This is a genomic window from Allorhizobium undicola ORS 992 = ATCC 700741, assembly GCF_000621665.1.
In the GTDB taxonomy this organism is placed as follows: Bacteria; Pseudomonadota; Alphaproteobacteria; order Rhizobiales; family Rhizobiaceae; genus Allorhizobium; species Allorhizobium undicola.
This window is the reverse complement of record NZ_JHXQ01000001.1, coordinates 35734-51469: the sequence shown is the minus strand read 5'-3', so window position 1 is coordinate 51469 and position 15736 is coordinate 35734. Positions and strand designations below refer to the sequence as shown.

12 protein-coding genes are annotated in these 15736 nt (G+C 60.4%); 6 read left to right on the top strand and 6 right to left on the bottom strand.

Features of this window, described 5'->3' with window-relative positions; genetic code table 11:
- Position 1: 1 nt before the first annotated feature.
- The 3 genes from T424_RS0100255 to T424_RS0100245 are packed head-to-tail and all read right to left on the bottom strand — an operon-like array spanning position 2 to position 3185.
- Positions 2-379, bottom strand: coding sequence for a Na+/H+ antiporter subunit C (locus T424_RS0100255; protein WP_027485937.1), 378 nt, complete (start codon positions 377-379; stop codon positions 2-4).
- Complete coding sequence (locus T424_RS0100250; RefSeq protein WP_027485936.1) at positions 379-795, bottom strand: Na+/H+ antiporter subunit B; 417 nt, start codon at positions 793-795, stop codon at positions 379-381. The genes T424_RS0100255 and T424_RS0100250 overlap by 1 nt, the downstream gene beginning before the upstream one ends.
- Positions 792-3185, bottom strand: coding sequence for a putative monovalent cation/H+ antiporter subunit A (locus T424_RS0100245; RefSeq protein ID WP_027485935.1), 2394 nt, complete (start codon positions 3183-3185; stop codon positions 792-794). Before T424_RS0100245 ends, T424_RS0100250 begins: the two co-directional genes overlap by 4 nt.
- Before the next feature lie 239 nt (positions 3186-3424).
- Between T424_RS0100245 and msrB the strand changes: the two genes are divergently transcribed.
- The gene (gene msrB, locus T424_RS0100240) at positions 3425-3847 is read left to right on the top strand and encodes a peptide-methionine (R)-S-oxide reductase MsrB (protein WP_027485934.1); all 423 of its coding nucleotides are present in this window, start codon (positions 3425-3427) and stop codon (positions 3845-3847) included.
- A gap of 22 nt (positions 3848-3869) precedes the next feature.
- On the opposite strand, the gene T424_RS19830 is transcribed toward msrB, so the two are convergent.
- Together T424_RS19830 and T424_RS0100230 are read right to left on the bottom strand one after the other, a co-directional pair.
- Entirely contained in the window at positions 3870-4427 is a 558-nt protein-coding gene (locus tag T424_RS19830) for a P-loop NTPase family protein (RefSeq protein WP_037066188.1), read from the bottom strand.
- Between the two features lie 115 nt (positions 4428-4542).
- Positions 4543-4926, bottom strand: coding sequence for a hypothetical protein (locus T424_RS0100230; protein ID WP_027485933.1), 384 nt, complete (start codon positions 4924-4926; stop codon positions 4543-4545).
- 743 nt (positions 4927-5669) lie between these two features.
- On the opposite strand from T424_RS0100230, the gene T424_RS19825 reads away from it, so the two are divergent.
- The 5 genes from T424_RS19825 (at position 5670) to T424_RS19820 (ending at position 14452) form a co-directional block, all read left to right on the top strand.
- A complete protein-coding gene (locus tag T424_RS19825; RefSeq protein WP_051558698.1) occupies positions 5670-7469 on the top strand; it encodes a HAMP domain-containing methyl-accepting chemotaxis protein in 1800 nt (599 codons plus the stop codon).
- 292 nt (positions 7470-7761) lie between these two features.
- Positions 7762-9087 carry a C4-dicarboxylate transporter DctA gene (dctA, locus tag T424_RS0100220; RefSeq protein WP_027485932.1) on the top strand — a complete coding sequence of 442 codons (1326 nt, stop codon included), beginning with the start codon at positions 7762-7764 and terminating at the stop codon, positions 9085-9087.
- Positions 9088-9175: 88 nt separating this feature from the next.
- Entirely contained in the window at positions 9176-10246 is a 1071-nt protein-coding gene (locus tag T424_RS0100215; RefSeq protein ID WP_027485931.1) for a lactonase family protein, read from the top strand.
- 230 nt (positions 10247-10476) lie between these two features.
- Positions 10477-12363 (top strand): M10 family metallopeptidase C-terminal domain-containing protein, encoded by a 1887-nt coding sequence (locus T424_RS23115; protein WP_027485930.1) that lies wholly within the window; start codon positions 10477-10479, stop codon positions 12361-12363.
- Positions 12364-12565: 202 nt separating this feature from the next.
- Positions 12566-14452: a M10 family metallopeptidase C-terminal domain-containing protein gene (locus T424_RS19820; protein WP_051558697.1), complete on the top strand. Its 1887-nt coding sequence runs from the start codon at positions 12566-12568 to the stop codon at positions 14450-14452.
- A gap of 98 nt (positions 14453-14550) precedes the next feature.
- Here T424_RS19820 and T424_RS0100200 read toward each other — a convergent pair whose 3' ends face one another.
- The gene (locus T424_RS0100200; RefSeq protein WP_051558722.1) at positions 14551-15603 is read right to left on the bottom strand and encodes a helix-turn-helix domain-containing protein; all 1053 of its coding nucleotides are present in this window, start codon (positions 15601-15603) and stop codon (positions 14551-14553) included.
- Positions 15604-15736 lie beyond the last annotated feature (133 nt).

Sequence of the window (15736 nt, the reverse complement as noted above, 5' to 3'; positions counted from 1 at the left end):
CTCAATAACCGAGCGGCGGATGCGGCGGGCGCTTCGGCTCGGCCAGTCGCATTTCGTCGGTGTCGTCGGTTTCCAGATCCTGATAGGCGCGGTAGGCCAGCACCAGCAGGAAGGCGAAGAAGGAGAAGGAGATGACGATGGCCGTGAGGATCAGCGCCTGCGGCAGCGGATTGGCCGCCGTGGCGGGCAAGGTGTCGGCTCCGGCCATGATGATCGGCGGGGCTTCGCGCGTCAGACGTCCGGCGGTGAACAGCGCAAGGTTCACCGCATTGCCCAGAATGACCATGCCAAGCAGGATGCGCACCACGTGGCGCGACATGATGAGGTAGAAGGCGGTGGCGGCAAAGAGCCCCACGAGACCGGCAAAAATGCTTTCCATCAGTCCTCGCTCTCCCCCAGCGACAGGGCAATGGAGGTGATGGCCCCGACCACCACCAGATAGACCCCCACATCGAAGCTGATGACGGTGGCGACCGGCACCTCGACACCCAGAATATGCGGCGTGGCCCAAAGCCCGGTCATGAAGGGCACGCCCGCGGCAAGCGACACCATGCCCGACAGCACCGACAGGAGAAGCCCGGCCCCTGCAATGGACAGCGGATGGAAGCGCAAGGCCCGGCTGACGGCCTGCACCCCGAAGGCCATGCCGTAAATGGCGAAGGCGGAAGCGGCGATCAGCCCGCCGATAAAGCCGCCGCCCGGCTCGTTATGGCCGCGCAGCAGCACGAACAGCGAGAAAAACAGCATGAGCGCGGTGATGAACGGCGCAAGCGTGCGGAAAATCAGCGTGTTCATGCGCGGCCCTCCCCGCTCGTCGCCCCTGTTTTTCGGCTGGGCGCCAGCGTATCGGCGGCACCTGCCCGCAGGCGCGGCGCACGGATGCGAATGAGCGCCAGCACGGCAAGACCTGTAATCATCACCACGGCAATCTCGCCCATGGTATCCACGCCCCGGAAATCGACAATGATGACATTCACCACATTGGCCCCGTGCGCTATGACCTTGGAATAGGCGGAGAAGAATTCGGTGAGCTGCGGATCGAAGGCGCCCTGCGTCACCTTCATCAGCATCAGCGCCAGCCCCAGCCCGCAGGCCGCCGCCACCGATGCATCCAGCAGGATTTGCGGCAATGGCCGGTGATCGGCGGGGTGCAGTTTGAGCCGCGTCATCACCAGCGCCAGAATGACGACCGAGAGGGTTTCGATCATGAACTGCGTGAACGACAGATCCGGCGCGCCGAACAGCAGGAAGATCACCGAAACCGCAAAGCCCTGAATGCCGAGCGAGACGATGGCCGCCAGCCGGTTTTCGGCCTTCAGCACGGCAATCAGCCCGGCAACGGCAATCAGCAGGAAGGCGGCTTCGTGCAACGGCATGGCGGTTGGCAGCGATGGCAGCGCGGGCAATTCGTCATAGGCGACCATCGGCACCAGCAGGGCAGCCGCCAGCACGATCAGCGTCAGCGTGACATAGACATCGAGCCGCCCGTTCTGCACCACCCGCGTGATGCGCCATGCCAAAAGCACCAGCCCGTCGATCAGGCCGTCGAAGGCGCGGTCCGGTCCGGGGCCAAGCGCTGCAAGAAGCCGCTGGAGCGCGGCCCGGCAGGCGGCGTGCAGGGCAAACAGCACCAGGCCAAGCGCAATCGTTGCAAGCGAAAGCATGAGCGGGCCGCCGATATGCGGGGCAAGGCCGATGGAAACCGTGACCGGTTTCCCGGCAATCGCGCTGGCCATGGGGGATGAAAAAAGCCCATGAAAGCCGGGGGCGGCAAGTGCAGCCAAAAGGCCGCACAGCGCCAGCAGAAGCGGCCCGAACCACAGGCCGAAGCCGCCCTCATGCGCGGCAGTGGCGGCAGGCGTCTGCGGACCTGTGAAGATCCTGAGGCCCGCCGCAAGCCCGATGACCAGCATCAGCGCATTGCCGATAACCGCCACGGCGCTGAAGGCAACCGAGCGGGCATCCGCGCCGATCAGCGCCGCATAGATTTCCTCCTTGGCGAGAAAACCGAAAAAGGGCGGCAGGCCCGCCATGGAAAGGCCCGCCAGCAAGGCCGCCGCAAAGGTCAGCGGCATGGCGCGGCCAAGGCCGGAAAGGCGGCTCACGTCCCGCGTGCCGGTGGCGTGGTCCACCCCGCCCGCCACCATGAACAGCGCGCCTTTGAACAGGCTGTGGGCAATGAGATAGGTGACGGCGGCGGCAATGGCATGGGGCGTATCGAAACCGGTAAGCAGCACCAGCAGCCCAAGCGATGCCACGGTCGTATAGGCCAGCATCTGCTTGAGATCGGTCTGGCGGGCCGCCATCACCGCCCCCACCAAGAGCGTGAGGCCGCCGAAAAACGGCAGCAGGATTTCCCAGGCGGGCGTTTGTCCCAGAACCGGATTGAGCCGCATCAGCAGATAGACACCCGCCTTGACCATGGTGGCCGAGTGCAGATAGGCCGAAACGGGCGTGGGCGCCTCCATGGCATTGGGCAGCCAGACATGAAAGGGAAACTGCGCCGATTTGGTGAAGGCCCCGCCCAGAACGAGAAACAGCGCCGGCAGGTAAAAGGCGTGGCCGCCAAGGTTCTGGCCGCCCAGCACCAGCAGCGAAAGCTGCGTGACACCGCTCATGTTCCACAGGAAGATCAGCCCCGCCAGCAGCAAAAGCCCGCCGCCGCCGGTGATGACCAGCGCCTGAAAGGCGGCGCGCCGTGCCGCGCGGCGCTCGTGATCGAAACCGATCAGCAGGAAGGAGGCGATGGACGTCAGCTCCCAGTAGATGAACAGCATGAGGAAGCTGTCGGCCGCGACCAGCCCCAGCATGGCCCCCATGAACAGCAGGAGAAAGGCCATGAACCGGCCAATCTTGGCGTGGCCCTGCATGTAGCTTGCCGCATAAAGCAGGATGAGCGTGCCAATGCCGGTGACAAGCAGCGCGAAGGTCAGCGACAGCCCGTCGAAAAACCAGGAAAAGCTGAGATTATAGCTCGGCACCCAGGCATAGCCGCCGGTCACGACCTCCCCCTTTGCCACATCCGGCAGGAAGCGCAGAAAATGCAGGAAGGACAGCAAGGGCAGCAGCGCCAGCATGAACACAAAGCGCCCGCCGCCTCGCCGCGCAACAGAAGGGGCCAGCGCCGCCCCGATGAAGGGCAGGAACAAGGCCAGCATGGTCGTGACGGTGACGTCTTCGGTCATCTCGGCTCCTGTCATCTGCCGGTTACGCCTGGCCTTATCCTCACCGGCCCGGTTGACGGCATTTTCTTCTGCGCAACGGCGCCAACATGCAATGTTCCGGTCTTACGGCAAAGACGGCATGGCCTCAAGTGGCGCGATCTGACAAGGTCTTGAACGGTCATGCCCTTTGAGCCGGCGCCATCTTGAGATGTGTGCGCCATGGCCTATCTTTGGAGGCAAGGATCGGAAGGAACACAGCCATGCGCGAAGATGACACGAAAACCAAAACCATGACGGACGCCGAATGGCGCGAACGGCTGACGCCGGAGCAATATGCCATCCTGCGCCAGCACGCCACCGAGCGCGCCTTTACCGGCCCCTACTGGAACAGTTTCGAGACCGGCCTTTACCGCTGCGCGGGCTGCGATTCGCCGCTTTTTTATTCCGATACCAAGTTTGACGCAGGCTGCGGCTGGCCAAGCTATTTCGAGCCCGTTTCGCCGGATGCCGTGAAGGAATATCGCGACGCTTCGCATGGAATGGTCCGCACCGAAATCCGCTGCGCCCATTGCGACGGGCATCTGGGCCATGTCTTCCCGGATGGACCGCGCCCCACCGGCCTTCGCTACTGCATCAACGGTCATTCCATGGTGTTCGAGCCGCAGGCCGCGAAAGAGGCGTAATAGCCCGGCTTTTTCGTAAGGGTCACGCTTCGGGGAACCCGTCTTCCGGCAGGGCGGCCAGCACCTGCCGCGCCAGCACATGCAGCGGCTGGGCAGAATCGAGCCTGAGAACGGGGCAGACGCAGCGTGACAGCCATGCCTCATGCAGGGCGCGGCTTTTCTGTTCCATTCCGGCGTGGTCGTAAGCCTCCGCCCAGCGCATGAAGGCTTGCGAAATCGTGAACATATCGCCGCCCGGCGCAATGCGCGGGCCAAAGCGCTCCGCCTCCCGGCGGCGCAGGCGCGCCATGCGGGCGGCCGGATCGACCCAGAGAAACACGATGAGATCGAAAAACGGCTCCACCACCTGCCCCCAGCCAATGGCCGAGCCGGAAAACACCCAGCGCCCTTCCGGCGGCAGGTGCTGTTCCAGCAGCACCCGACGCTCGCATACGGGACGCTGATACTGGTAGGGCGGATCGGTGGGCTGCCAGAAAACCTCATCCGAATCCAGATGCGCAACATCCAGCATCCGGGCAAGATGCCGCCCGAGCGTGGTTGTTCCCGATCCGGATGCTCCGGTGATGTGAATGCGCGGCATGGACGATCCGGTCCGGCTTGAAACTCACCCGGAAGGGCGTTCTTCAAGGCGTATCCCTTGTCCGGGCAGAAGGAAAGATGCAAACCCGCGCAAATGCCGGGGCGGACATGCCACCCTATCCGGCATCGCCGTCATGCGGATCGAGGAAATGCAGAAGGTCTGCAACATCCCCCTCCTCGCCGCCTTCCCCGGCAGCGGCATCCGCATTGGCATCGGCAGGCTTTTCCTCTGCCGCAGCCTGCCCCTCATCCTCCTGATGGCCAGCGGCAAGCTCGAAAATGGCCGAAGCCATCAGCCAGGCGGCATCCGCGCTTTCCGGCTCGTCCGGCAAAGGTCCGCCCATCTCCGGTCCTGCGGTTTGCAAGGCCGCCTCACGCGCACGCTTGCGCGGCTGGCGCTGATTGCCCCGCCCCCCATCGCCCGCCAGCGGGGCAGATACCGTTTCTGTTGGCCTGATCGACGCATGGATACGCGCACTCGCATTATCGGAAATGAGCATGAAGCACCTCCGTTTGCGACCCTGTCACCGGAACCACCGCAGCCGCCATGGCTGAAGCCCGTTGATGCGTCAGCCTGCCACCACCAGCTTGCCCCAGGCTGCACTCACCGGCAAATCGCAGCTTTCAATTGGTGAACCCATCGGGCCATTGCTGCAAACTTTCCTATCTATCATTAAAAATAAATCTTGGTATTCACCGTTTTAATACTATTGAATTCCCGCAATTATGACGGGTGGATATTTGCAATATCGTGGCGTCATTGCGCGTTTGCGCTGCAATGTTATTTTGCAACGCGCAAATTTGCTAACAACCTTACAAAACTTAGGAAAATTTAAGTAATTTCACACAAAGTTGTATTTGGAAGAGGGTGATTTTTTTGATTCCGGAAGAGCAGTCCGCTCGTTCAACCTTGTGAAGACGCTCCTTCATGAGGGATGGCGAGCTGCATCCGGGTTTGGAATTCGTCGCCTTCGGGCATGACATCAGCATGGGATCGTTGCATTGCGCCGGACATTGGAGGCGGTGAGCTTCCGGGGCACTGGCGCAGGCGCTACGGCATGACGTCTTGAACCGGAACCGGATCAAGAAACAGTGCAGTAGATTCAATCTATTACAGCGCTCTTGCACGTTTGGGAAAACGCAAGGGCGCCGTAATACGCATCTGCCGCGTTGAAAGGCGTCCATGGACGGATGCGCAAGCGGCGCGACGATCTTGAGGGACGCCATATTTCAGGGACTATCGATGACCATCAAGATCAAACTCGTTTCCGCCCTTTGCGCCATTACGCTGGCCATTGCGGCATTGGTCGCCTTTTCTTTCACGGCCATGAGCAGGATGTCGGAAAGCACCCGCACCATCGTGGACGATCGCGTCGTGCCGCTCAGCCAGCTCAAGCTGGTGGGTGATCTTTACGCGGTGAACATCGTGGACACCACCCACAAGATGCGCGCGGCCACGGTAAGCTACGAGGACGGCGCCCGCCATATCGCCGAAGCGCTGGCAAGGATCGACAAGGAATGGAAAGCCTATACGGCGACCTATCTGACACCGGAGGAAAAATCGCTGTCCGAGGCCTTTGCCCGTGACCGGTTGCGTGCCGATGCCTCCGTACAGGAGCTTCAATCCATCGTTGCCGCCAAAGACAAGGACCGGCTGGTGCAATTCGCCGAGCAGAAGCTCTATCCCGCCATCGACCCGCTGGGCGAGACCATTGCCAAGCTTATCGAGCTGCAATTGCGCGTGGCGGGCGAGGAATATGCCAAGGCCGGGCAGGAAAAGACATTTCTTTCGGCGCTGATGGCAATCATCGGCACCGCGGCGCTTGCCATTCTGGCGGCATCGATCTTCGTGGTGCTGTTCGGCGTCGTCAAGCCGCTCAGGCTGATGAGCGGCGCCATGCGCGACCTTGCCGCAGGCAGGCTGGATATTGCCATTTTCGGCGAGGGCCGCAGGGATGAGATGGGCGAGATGGCCGCTTCCGTTGCGGTGTTTCGCGACAATGGCCGCGAAAAGCTGCGGCTGGAAGCCGAAGCTGCGGCCCGCCGCGCCGAGGCCGAGCGTGAGCGCCAGGCCCGCGAACGCGAGGCGCAAAAGCAGGCCGACGAAATCCGCCAGGCGGTAGATACGCTGGCGGACGGCCTGGACAATCTGGCGCTGGGCAATCTGACCTGTCGCATCGAAACGCACTTTGCTCCGCATCTGGACAAATTGCGGCTGGATTTCAACGCCGCCGTCGGGCGGCTGGAGGAAACGCTGAGCGAGGTGAACCGCAACGCCGCAGCCATCGCCGCCGGTTCCTCGCAGATGAAATCCGGCGCCGACGATCTGGCCCGCCGCAGCGAACGGCAGGCGGCCTCGCTGGAGGAAAGCGCCTCCGCCCTGCACGAGATTACCACGGCGGTGCGCAGTTCCACGGAAAATGCCCGCGCCGCAAGCCAGCTTGCCGCCGCCGTCACCGACAGCGCCGGGCGCTCGGCCAATGTGGTGGAACGCGCCATTGCCTCCGTGCAGGACATTGAACGCTCCTCCGGCCAGATTTCCAGCATTATCGGCGTGATCGACGAGATTGCCTTCCAGACCAACTTGCTGGCCCTCAACGCCGGCGTGGAGGCAGCCCGTGCCGGTGAAGCAGGCAAGGGCTTTGCGGTGGTGGCGCAGGAAGTGCGTGAACTTGCGCAGCGCTCGGCCAATGCCGCCAAGGAAATCAAGACGCTGATCCAGGCCTCCGGCCAGCAGGTGCGCACCGGCGTGGAACTGGTAAGCGCAGCCGGTCAGGCGCTGGAGGAAATCGCCCGCCAGGTCATGGCCGTCAACGAAAAGGTCCAGACCATTGTCACCACCGCCGACGAGCAGGCAAACGGCCTGAAGGAAATCAGCGACGCGGTGCATGTGATGGATCAGGACACCCAGCAGAACGCCTCCATGGTGGAGGAAACCAATGCCGCCAGCCACAGCCTGGCCAGCGAGGCAGACAAGCTGTTTGCCCTCATAGCCCGCTTCCGGCTTGGCCGGGAAAAGCCCGCCCTGCACCGGGCCGCCTGACAGGACTGACCATCGCAACCGCGCCGGTTTTCTCCTACGAAGACCACACATGCATAAGCGGCTTGAAACAGCCATGCACCAAATGCCCGGAGCCGTTTAAAACGGTTCCGGGCATTGTCGTTTCAGGATCCGTCAACGCAAGGCATGATCGCAAAACCCCGGCTGGGCCGCCGCCCCTGTATTCGAGTGCATGAAAAACCAATCACATTTCATTTCAAAGCTCACCAACATCTTCTTATTTGCATTTTTTCACGCTAAAAGCCAATTCATGACACAGGTTGGGAGGCCCGTCATGTTTTTCGCCCGTCATTTCAAACATCTTTATGTGCAGGTTATCATCGGTGCCGTGCTGGGCATTCTGGTCGGCCACTTCTTTCCCGCGCTTGGCGTGGACCTCAAGCCGCTCGCCGATGGCTTCATCAAACTGCTGAAAATGGTGGTTGCTCCGGTGATCTTCACGATCATCGTGATTGGCATTGCCAGAATGTCCGACATGAAGGCGCTGGGGCGGGTCGGTCTCACCACCGTGGTCTATTTCGAAGTGCTGACCACGGCTGCACTGTTCATCGGCCTGATTGTCGCCCACATCGTTCAACCCGGCCAGGGCATGAATATCGATCCCGCGACGCTTCATGCCGATGCGGTGGCGGGCTTTGCCAAAACCGCGCAATCCCAGAGTCTCGTGGATTTTTTCCTGAAGATCATCCCTGACACTTTCATATCCGCCTTCGTAAACGGCGAAATTCTGCCGGTCGTCTTCATTGCCGTGTTGACCGGCTGCGCGCTGGCGCGTGCTGGCCGCAACAGCGAGGAACTTACCCGCGTGATCGAGGAAGTGTCCGATCTGTTTTTCAAGATCGTCGGCTTTCTGATGTATCTGGCCCCCCTCGGGGCGTTCGGCGCCATGGCCTTCACCATTGGAAAATTCGGCGCCGCCAGCCTGCTGCCCTACCTGAAGCTGATGATCGCCTTCTACATAACCTGCGGACTGTTCATCTTCCTGGTTCTGGGGGCTGTGTCTCGCTATGCCGGTGTCAGCATCTGGCGGCTGATCGTCTTTCTCAAGGACGAGATCGTGATCGTGCTGGGAGCAGGCAGTGCAGAACCGGCGCTGCCACGTCTTTTGCTGAAGCTCGAACAGATGGGCTGCGACAAGACCATCGTGGGACTGGTTGCCCCCACCGGCTATGCCTTCAATATCGACGGGGTCTGCATCTACCTGACCATGGCGATCCTCTTCCTGTCGCAGGCGCTCAATATCGAGCTGACGCTCACCCAGCAAATCGTGATCCTTCTGATTGGCTCCTTCACCTCCAAGGGAATGAGCGGCGTTCCGGGAGGCGGCTTCGTTGCCCTGGCGGCAACGCTTGCCAGCGTCGGCACCATTCCCCTTCCCGCAATCGGGCTTTTGATCGGCGTAGACCGCTTCATGGGCGAGGCGCGCGCCGTCACCTCTTTCATCGGCAATGCCGTGGCAACTGTTTTTGTCGCGCACCGGGAAGGCAAACTGGATCGCGAGCAGGCCCGTGCCGTGCTTTCGGGCGAGATACAGGTAAGCATCGCGCCCCGTCCGATCACCGCACCATGCGCTTTGGAAAATGTGCAAAGGACGCTGTAAAGCTTCAATTTTACCCGTTCATTCATGCCCTTAACCTTTTCCGGTTCAAGACATCGTTCAAAGCCGAAACATCCACGACGAGAACAGCATGACCCAATTTGCCTATGTCGGATGCAGAACCACCCGCGCGCGAAACGCGCGCGGGGAAGGCATCAGCGTTTACAAAATCGATCCCCGAACAGCAGGCTGGTCCCTCATCCAGGTGTTGCGGACGGAAGAAAATCCGTCCTTTCTTGCCCTGCATCCCACCCTGGACATTCTCTATTCCGTGCATGGCGACCTTGATCTCGTAACCTCCTATTCCATCTTGCCCGATGGCCGGATCGCACCAGCCGGAAGACAATCGACCCGCGGCAGAAACCCGGTCCATCTTGCGCTGGACCCGACCGGCCGTTGGCTCGTCGTCGCCAATTACCGGACTGACAGCGTGGTAAGCCTGCCTGCCGACGATGGCGGAGCGCTTGGCGCGGTTGCCGATCTGTGTGAAATGAAGGGCACTCTTGGCCCGCACAAAGTGGAGCAGAATTACGGCCGCCCGCATCACGCGCCGTTCTCGCCCTCAGGCAAATGGGTGGTCGTGCCGGAAAAGGGCAATGACCGGATTACGGTCTTGCGGCTTGATGCGGCTTCGGGCCGCCTCGGCATCGTCCATCACGTAAGCTGCCGGGAAAATGCCGGGCCGCGGCATATCGCGTTTCACCCGACGCTGCCGAAAGCCTACGTGATAAACGAACTCGACTCCACCGTGACCACTTATGACTTCGACGATCAGGCCGGAACACTGACAGGCATAGACGTGGTATCAGCGCTTCCCAGGTGTTTTTGCGGCAACAGCCGAGCCTCGGAAATCGAAATCAGTGCGGACGGCAGGCACCTCTATACCTCGAACCGTGGCCATAACTCGATCACGACCTTCTCAATCGATGGCGATGGACAATTGACCCCAGGCCATTTTACCCCTTCCCAAGGCGAAACACCGCGCTTTTTCGCCATCGCACCTGACCAGCGCCACCTATATGTGGCAAATGAAGACAGCGACACGATCGTGCCGTTCCAGCGGCATGGCGACGGATCCCTGACGCCGGCAGCAGACGTCATCAGGGTCGGTAGCCCGACATCGATGGTTTTCCGGGACGCAACGCGAACGGCGTCGGCCTGAGCGGCCCCTTCGCGGGCCGCTTGCCACTTTTACCTGCATGACTTCAGCACACACACCTCCCCTTGTGTAAAGGTGAGTTAACCGCGCTTCTTCACGGCAAAATAAATATTCACGTTTATTAGTGTAGTCGAACTTATCTAGCCCGGCGATGGCCGTGCAGGGTCCGGCAGAGGTGGCACGCCTTTTCTGCAACCGGCACATCGTCTGGCGGCAACCACGGGGACTGGGGCATGGGTGTTACGACGGTTACGTCATCGAAGCAGGTTTGGGATTCACTCGTCAGCGGTTACAAATGGACCGACTCGACGCTGACCTTTGCCTTCACATCGTCAGCAAGCGATTACGGCTCGAGCTATAGCAGCCTGAACGAGCAGAATAACGGCTATGGAAGCCTGAACGCCACGCAAAAGGCCGTGGTGCAGACGGTGCTGAACGAGGTTTCCTCTTTCACCAATCTGAGTTTTTCGGAAAGCACCGGCTCGGACGTATCTTCCGCGACGATGAAATTCGGCAAGACGATGGCCACCTCCACCGCGCACGCCTATTACCCCGGCTCCTACGAGGCGGCGGGCGATGCCTGGTTCCGCAATGACGGCACCTATGACAATCCGGTTCTGGGCAATTATGCCTATAATGAGGGTTTCTATCACGAAATCGGCCATGCGCTGGGGCTGGCGCACGGCCACGAGGTGCGCAGCGGCTTTACCAAGCTTGCATCCAAATATGACAGCAACGAATATTCGGTGATGACCTATCGCGACTATGTGGGCGATTCCACCACCGATGGCAGCGAGAACGAAACCTGGGGCAATGCCCAGTCCTACATGATGTTCGATATTGCCGCGCTGCAATATCTCTATGGCGCCAACTATTCCTCCAGCGGCGAGGTTTTCAGCGGCGATACGGTCTACACTTTCTCCTCCACCACGGGCGAGATGTTCATCAATGACGAGGGCACGGGCACACCGGGCGGCAACCGGATTTTCCGCACCATCTGGGACGGCAACGGCACCGACACTTACGATCTTTCCAATTACACCACGGATATGAAGATCGATCTTCGCCCCGGCGAATGGTCTACCTTCAGCCAGGACCAGCTGGCCGATCTGGATGGCGGCAGCCGCAGCACCAATCTGGCGCGTGGCAACCTTGCCAATGCCATGCTTTACAACAACGATACCCGCTCGCTGATCGAAAACGCCGTGGGCGGCTCCGGCCATGACACGATCACCGGCAACCAGGGCGCCAATGAATTGTGGGGGGGCGCGGGCAATGACAAGCTCTATGGCGGCCTCGACAACGACATTCTGCATGGTGGCGACGGCAACGACCTGCTCTATGGCGAGGCCGGAAACGACACGCTTTACGGCGATGCGGGCAATGACACGCTTTCCGGCGGGCTTGGCAACGACGCCCTTTATGGTGGCGCGGGCGATGACAGCTTTGCCGTGGAAGCAGGCACCGACACCTATGATGGCGGCGATGGCAACGACACCATGTCCTTTGCGCTGTCCACCAAGGCGCTGACGCTCAACCTTGCCGATGCCACGGCCAACAAGAACGATGCGGCGGGCGAAACCTACACCAATATCGAAACCTTCATCGGCACCAAGCTGGCCGACACCATGACCGGCGACGACAACGCCAATATTTTCAACGGTGCGGCGGGCAACGACATCCTCACCGGCGCAGGCGGCAGCGATACGATGTACGGCGGCATTGGCAATGACACGCTCTCGGGCGGCGCCGGCACCGACACGCTCTATGGCGGCCTGGGAACAGACAAGCTTTACGGCGGCACGGATGCCGATACCTTCGTCTTCACCCTTGTCAGCGAAAGCACCAGTGCAGCGCGCGATTACATCTATGATTTCTCGGTCAGCGAAGGCGACCTGATCGACCTTTCGGCCATTGACGCCAATACCAAGATCACGTCGGACCAGGCCTTCAGCTGGGTTTCCACCACTGCCTTTTCCGGCACGGCGGGCGAGCTGCGCGTGGATTATGGTTCAAGCTTCACCTCCGTCAGCGCCGACCTGAACGGCGACAAGAAAATCGATTTCGCCTTCAACCTCAACAAGGGCTTCACGCTGACGGCAGACAGCTTCATTCTGTGACGAAATTGCAACTCATACGGGCCGCGGCGATTAAATAATCGTTTGCGGCCCGCTATCATGTAAAGCCCGTTTACAGAGCGGTCGTTCGGCGCTTTGTGAAGGGATAAGGCATTTCCGGCGAAAGCCTATGCGGTTTAGGGCAATTGATCGATTAATTGTGGCCGCACGGGGCTGACCCTCACAGCGGCCAAAGGGGTATTTCATGGGTGTTACGACAGTTTCCTCATCCGGGCAGGTTTGGGATGCGCTGGTGAGCGGTTACAAATGGACCGATGCCACCATTTCCTTCGCTTTTACCACCTCGGCCAGCCAGTATGGATCGAATTACAGCGACAGCTATGAGCCGACCACCGGCTATGGCAGCCTGAACGCCACGCAAAAAGCCGTGGTGCAGACGGTGCTGAACGAGATCTCCTCCTTCACCACCCTGAATTTTTCGCAAAGCACCGGCACCTCGGTCTCTTCTGCCAGCATCAAGTTCGGCAAGACGCTGGCCACCTCCACGGCGCACGCCTATTATCCCGGCACCTATGAGGCCGGAGGCGATGTGTGGTTCCGCAATGACGGCACCTATGATACGCCGGTTCTGGGCAATTATGCCTATAATGAGGGCTTCTACCACGAAATCGGCCATGCGCTGGGGCTGGCCCACGGGCATGAGGTGCGTTCGGGCTTCGTTTCGCTGGCCAGCCAGTATGACAGCAACGAATATACGGTGATGACCTATCGCGATTATGTGGGCGATTCCACCACCGACGGCAGCGAGAACGAGGAATGGGGCAATGCCCAGTCCTACATGATGTATGATATTGCCGCCTTCCAATATCTCTATGGCGCCAATTACGCCAGCAGCGGCGAGGTTTTCAGCGGCAATACCGTCTATACATTTTCCACCACCACGGGGGAAATGTTCATCAATGGCGTGGGAACCGGCACGCCGGGCGGCAACCGCATTTTCCGCACTGTCTGGGATGGCAACGGCATCGATACCTATAATGTCTCCAATTACACCACCGACATGGTGCTGGACCTGCGGCCGGGGCAATGGTCCACCTTCAGCAAGGATCAGCTTGCCGATCTGGACGACGGCAGCCGCAGCAGCAATCTGGCGCGTGGCAACCTTGCCAATGCCATGCTTTACAACAACGATACCCGCTCGCTGATTGAAAACGGCATCGCCGGATCCGGCAATGACCGGGTGATCGGCAATCAGGGCGGCAACGAGCTTTGGGGCGGCGCGGGCAATGACCGGATTTCCGGCCTGACCGGCAATGACAAGCTACATGGCGGGCTGGGCAATGACACGGTGTCCGGCGACGAGGGCAATGATACGATTTATGGCGACGAAGGCAATGACACGCTGAACGGCGGGGCCGGTAACGACACGGTGGTTGGCGGTGCAGGCAATGACAAGCTTTACGGCAATGCCGGCAATGACAGCTTTGTCGTCGAAGGCGGGGTGGACAGCTATGACGGCGGCGACGGAAGCGACACCATGTCTTTTGCGGCAGCCAAGCGCGGTGTCATCCTGAACCTCACCACACCCTCGGCCAACGCCAATGATGCGGTTGGGGAAACCTTTGTGAACATCGAAACCTTTACCGGCACCGGCTATGCAGACAGCATGACCGGCGATGCCAATGCCAATATTTTCAACGGCGGGGCGGGCAATGACACGCTGAAAGGCATGGCTGGAAACGACACGCTGAATGGCGGCGCGGGCAACGATCTTATCACCGGCGGTGCCGGTGCCGACAAGCTATACGGCTATACCGGCGCGGATCGCTTCATCTTTACCGCCGTGAGCGACAGCACCAATTCCGCCCGCGACTATATCTATGATTTCTCCGTCAGCGAAAGCGACCGGATCGACCTCTCGGCCATCGATGCCAATACACTCGTCTCCAGCAATCAGGCCTTCAGCTGGATTTCCACCTCGGCCTTTACCGGCACTGCCTCGCAGCTTCGCGTCGATTACGGCTCTTCCTATACAACGGTGAGCGCCGACGTGAACGGCGACAAGCAGATCGACATAGCCTTCAACCTCAACAAGGGCTTCACGCTCACGGCAGACAGCTTCATTCTCTAGAGCATTTTCAGGAAAAGTGGAAGCCGGTTTTCTGTCTGAAAATGCGTAAAAACAAATAGTTAGAGCGGCTCAATGTTTCCGTGAAACAATGAACCGCTCTAGGTCGTGTGTTGCAGGCGCCAGCGGCTGGGGCTCATGGCGGTAACGCGCAGAAATTCGCGGTTGAAATTGGACTTGGTCATGAAGCCTGCTTCGAAGGCAATGTGGGTTATGGGCAGTTGCGTGGTTTGCAACAGGCGGCAGGCCTCTTGCACGCGGTGATTGTTGACATATTGCGACACGCTCATGCCATGGGCACGGTTGACGGCATTGGAAACGGCGCGCGCAGGCAGGCCAAGCCGCCGGGAAAGTCGCGCAAGGTTGAGGTCGGGATCGCGAAAGAGCTGTTTTTCCACCATCAGCTCTTCCAGCCGGGCCGCGATGGCGGCATCTTCCCCGGTTGCGGCCCTTGCCGTACTATCCTCCACCTCCGTCTGGCCCTGTGGCACGGAGGCTTCCGGCTGCGGAATGGCATCCATCCGCGAGGCCGCATAGCCGAGCGCAAACAGCACCAGCGTCGAGAAACCGGATACGATTGCCGGCGCCATGCGGCCAGTGCCGAAGGCAAGATCAAGGCTGATGGCAATATCGCTGAGAGCCGAGCCGATCAGCGTCAGCGCGCTGATCTGCATGGAGCGCCAGGAGCGCAGCGCGCCATCCAGCCGTGAGGCTGTCAGCCCGTCCGGCCCGAGGCGAGACTTCCACAACAGCGCCAGACCGTAACCGGCAAAGCCCAGGATCAGGGCCGCATCCACCGGCCCGCCTGCAACCATCATCACGACAACACAGACCGGCAGCGCCAGATGTGGCAGGCCAGCGCGCCACGGCGCCGCGGCAGCCTGCCCTCCCGGCTGCGCCTCTTTTTGTGAAAGCGTGGAAAAGGCAAGCCAGGATAAGGGCGGCACAAAAGATGCAAGGCTTGCCATGAGCGGCATGACGGCGCTGATGCCATAGCCCCAGCGCAGGCCCACCAAAAGCACCTGCACGACCATAAGGCCAAGCAAAACAAGAAATGGCAAGGCGGGACGGCGCTCATCCTCCAGCCGCACCATGCGCAGCAGGAAGGTCATGAGCAGGAAGGACACGAAAAAAGGAACGGGGAGAAAAATCATGGTGAAATCGGGCTTTTCCAACCTCTGTCTTCAAAAAGGCCACGCGGCAAGCTTGTGCAATGACGGCCCATTGTGACCTGAAACCCGTTCCAAGGCGACCTGAAACAGGTTCAAGGTCGCCGCAAAGGCAGGT

Bases quoted from the DNA above. Each gene is read 5' to 3' on its own strand.
- T424_RS0100255 (WP_027485937.1), bottom strand. From the start codon at position 379: ATGGAAAGCATTTTTGCCGGTCTCGTGGGGCTCTTTGCCGCCACCGCC.
- T424_RS0100250 (WP_027485936.1), bottom strand. From the start codon at position 795: ATGAACACGCTGATTTTCCGCACGCTTGCGCCGTTCATCACCGCGCTC.
- T424_RS0100245 (WP_027485935.1), bottom strand. From the start codon at position 3,185: ATGACCGAAGACGTCACCGTCACGACCATGCTGGCCTTGTTCCTGCCC.
- msrB (WP_027485934.1), top strand. From the start codon at position 3,425: ATGCGCGAAGATGACACGAAAACCAAAACCATGACGGACGCCGAATGG.
- T424_RS19830 (WP_037066188.1), bottom strand. From the start codon at position 4,427: ATGCCGCGCATTCACATCACCGGAGCATCCGGATCGGGAACAACCACG.
- T424_RS0100230 (WP_027485933.1), bottom strand. From the start codon at position 4,926: ATGCTCATTTCCGATAATGCGAGTGCGCGTATCCATGCGTCGATCAGG.
- T424_RS19825 (WP_051558698.1), top strand. From the start codon at position 5,670: ATGACCATCAAGATCAAACTCGTTTCCGCCCTTTGCGCCATTACGCTG.
- dctA (WP_027485932.1), top strand. From the start codon at position 7,762: ATGTTTTTCGCCCGTCATTTCAAACATCTTTATGTGCAGGTTATCATC.
- T424_RS0100215 (WP_027485931.1), top strand. From the start codon at position 9,176: ATGACCCAATTTGCCTATGTCGGATGCAGAACCACCCGCGCGCGAAAC.
- T424_RS23115 (WP_027485930.1), top strand. From the start codon at position 10,477: ATGGGTGTTACGACGGTTACGTCATCGAAGCAGGTTTGGGATTCACTC.
- T424_RS19820 (WP_051558697.1), top strand. From the start codon at position 12,566: ATGGGTGTTACGACAGTTTCCTCATCCGGGCAGGTTTGGGATGCGCTG.
- T424_RS0100200 (WP_051558722.1), bottom strand. From the start codon at position 15,603: ATGATTTTTCTCCCCGTTCCTTTTTTCGTGTCCTTCCTGCTCATGACC.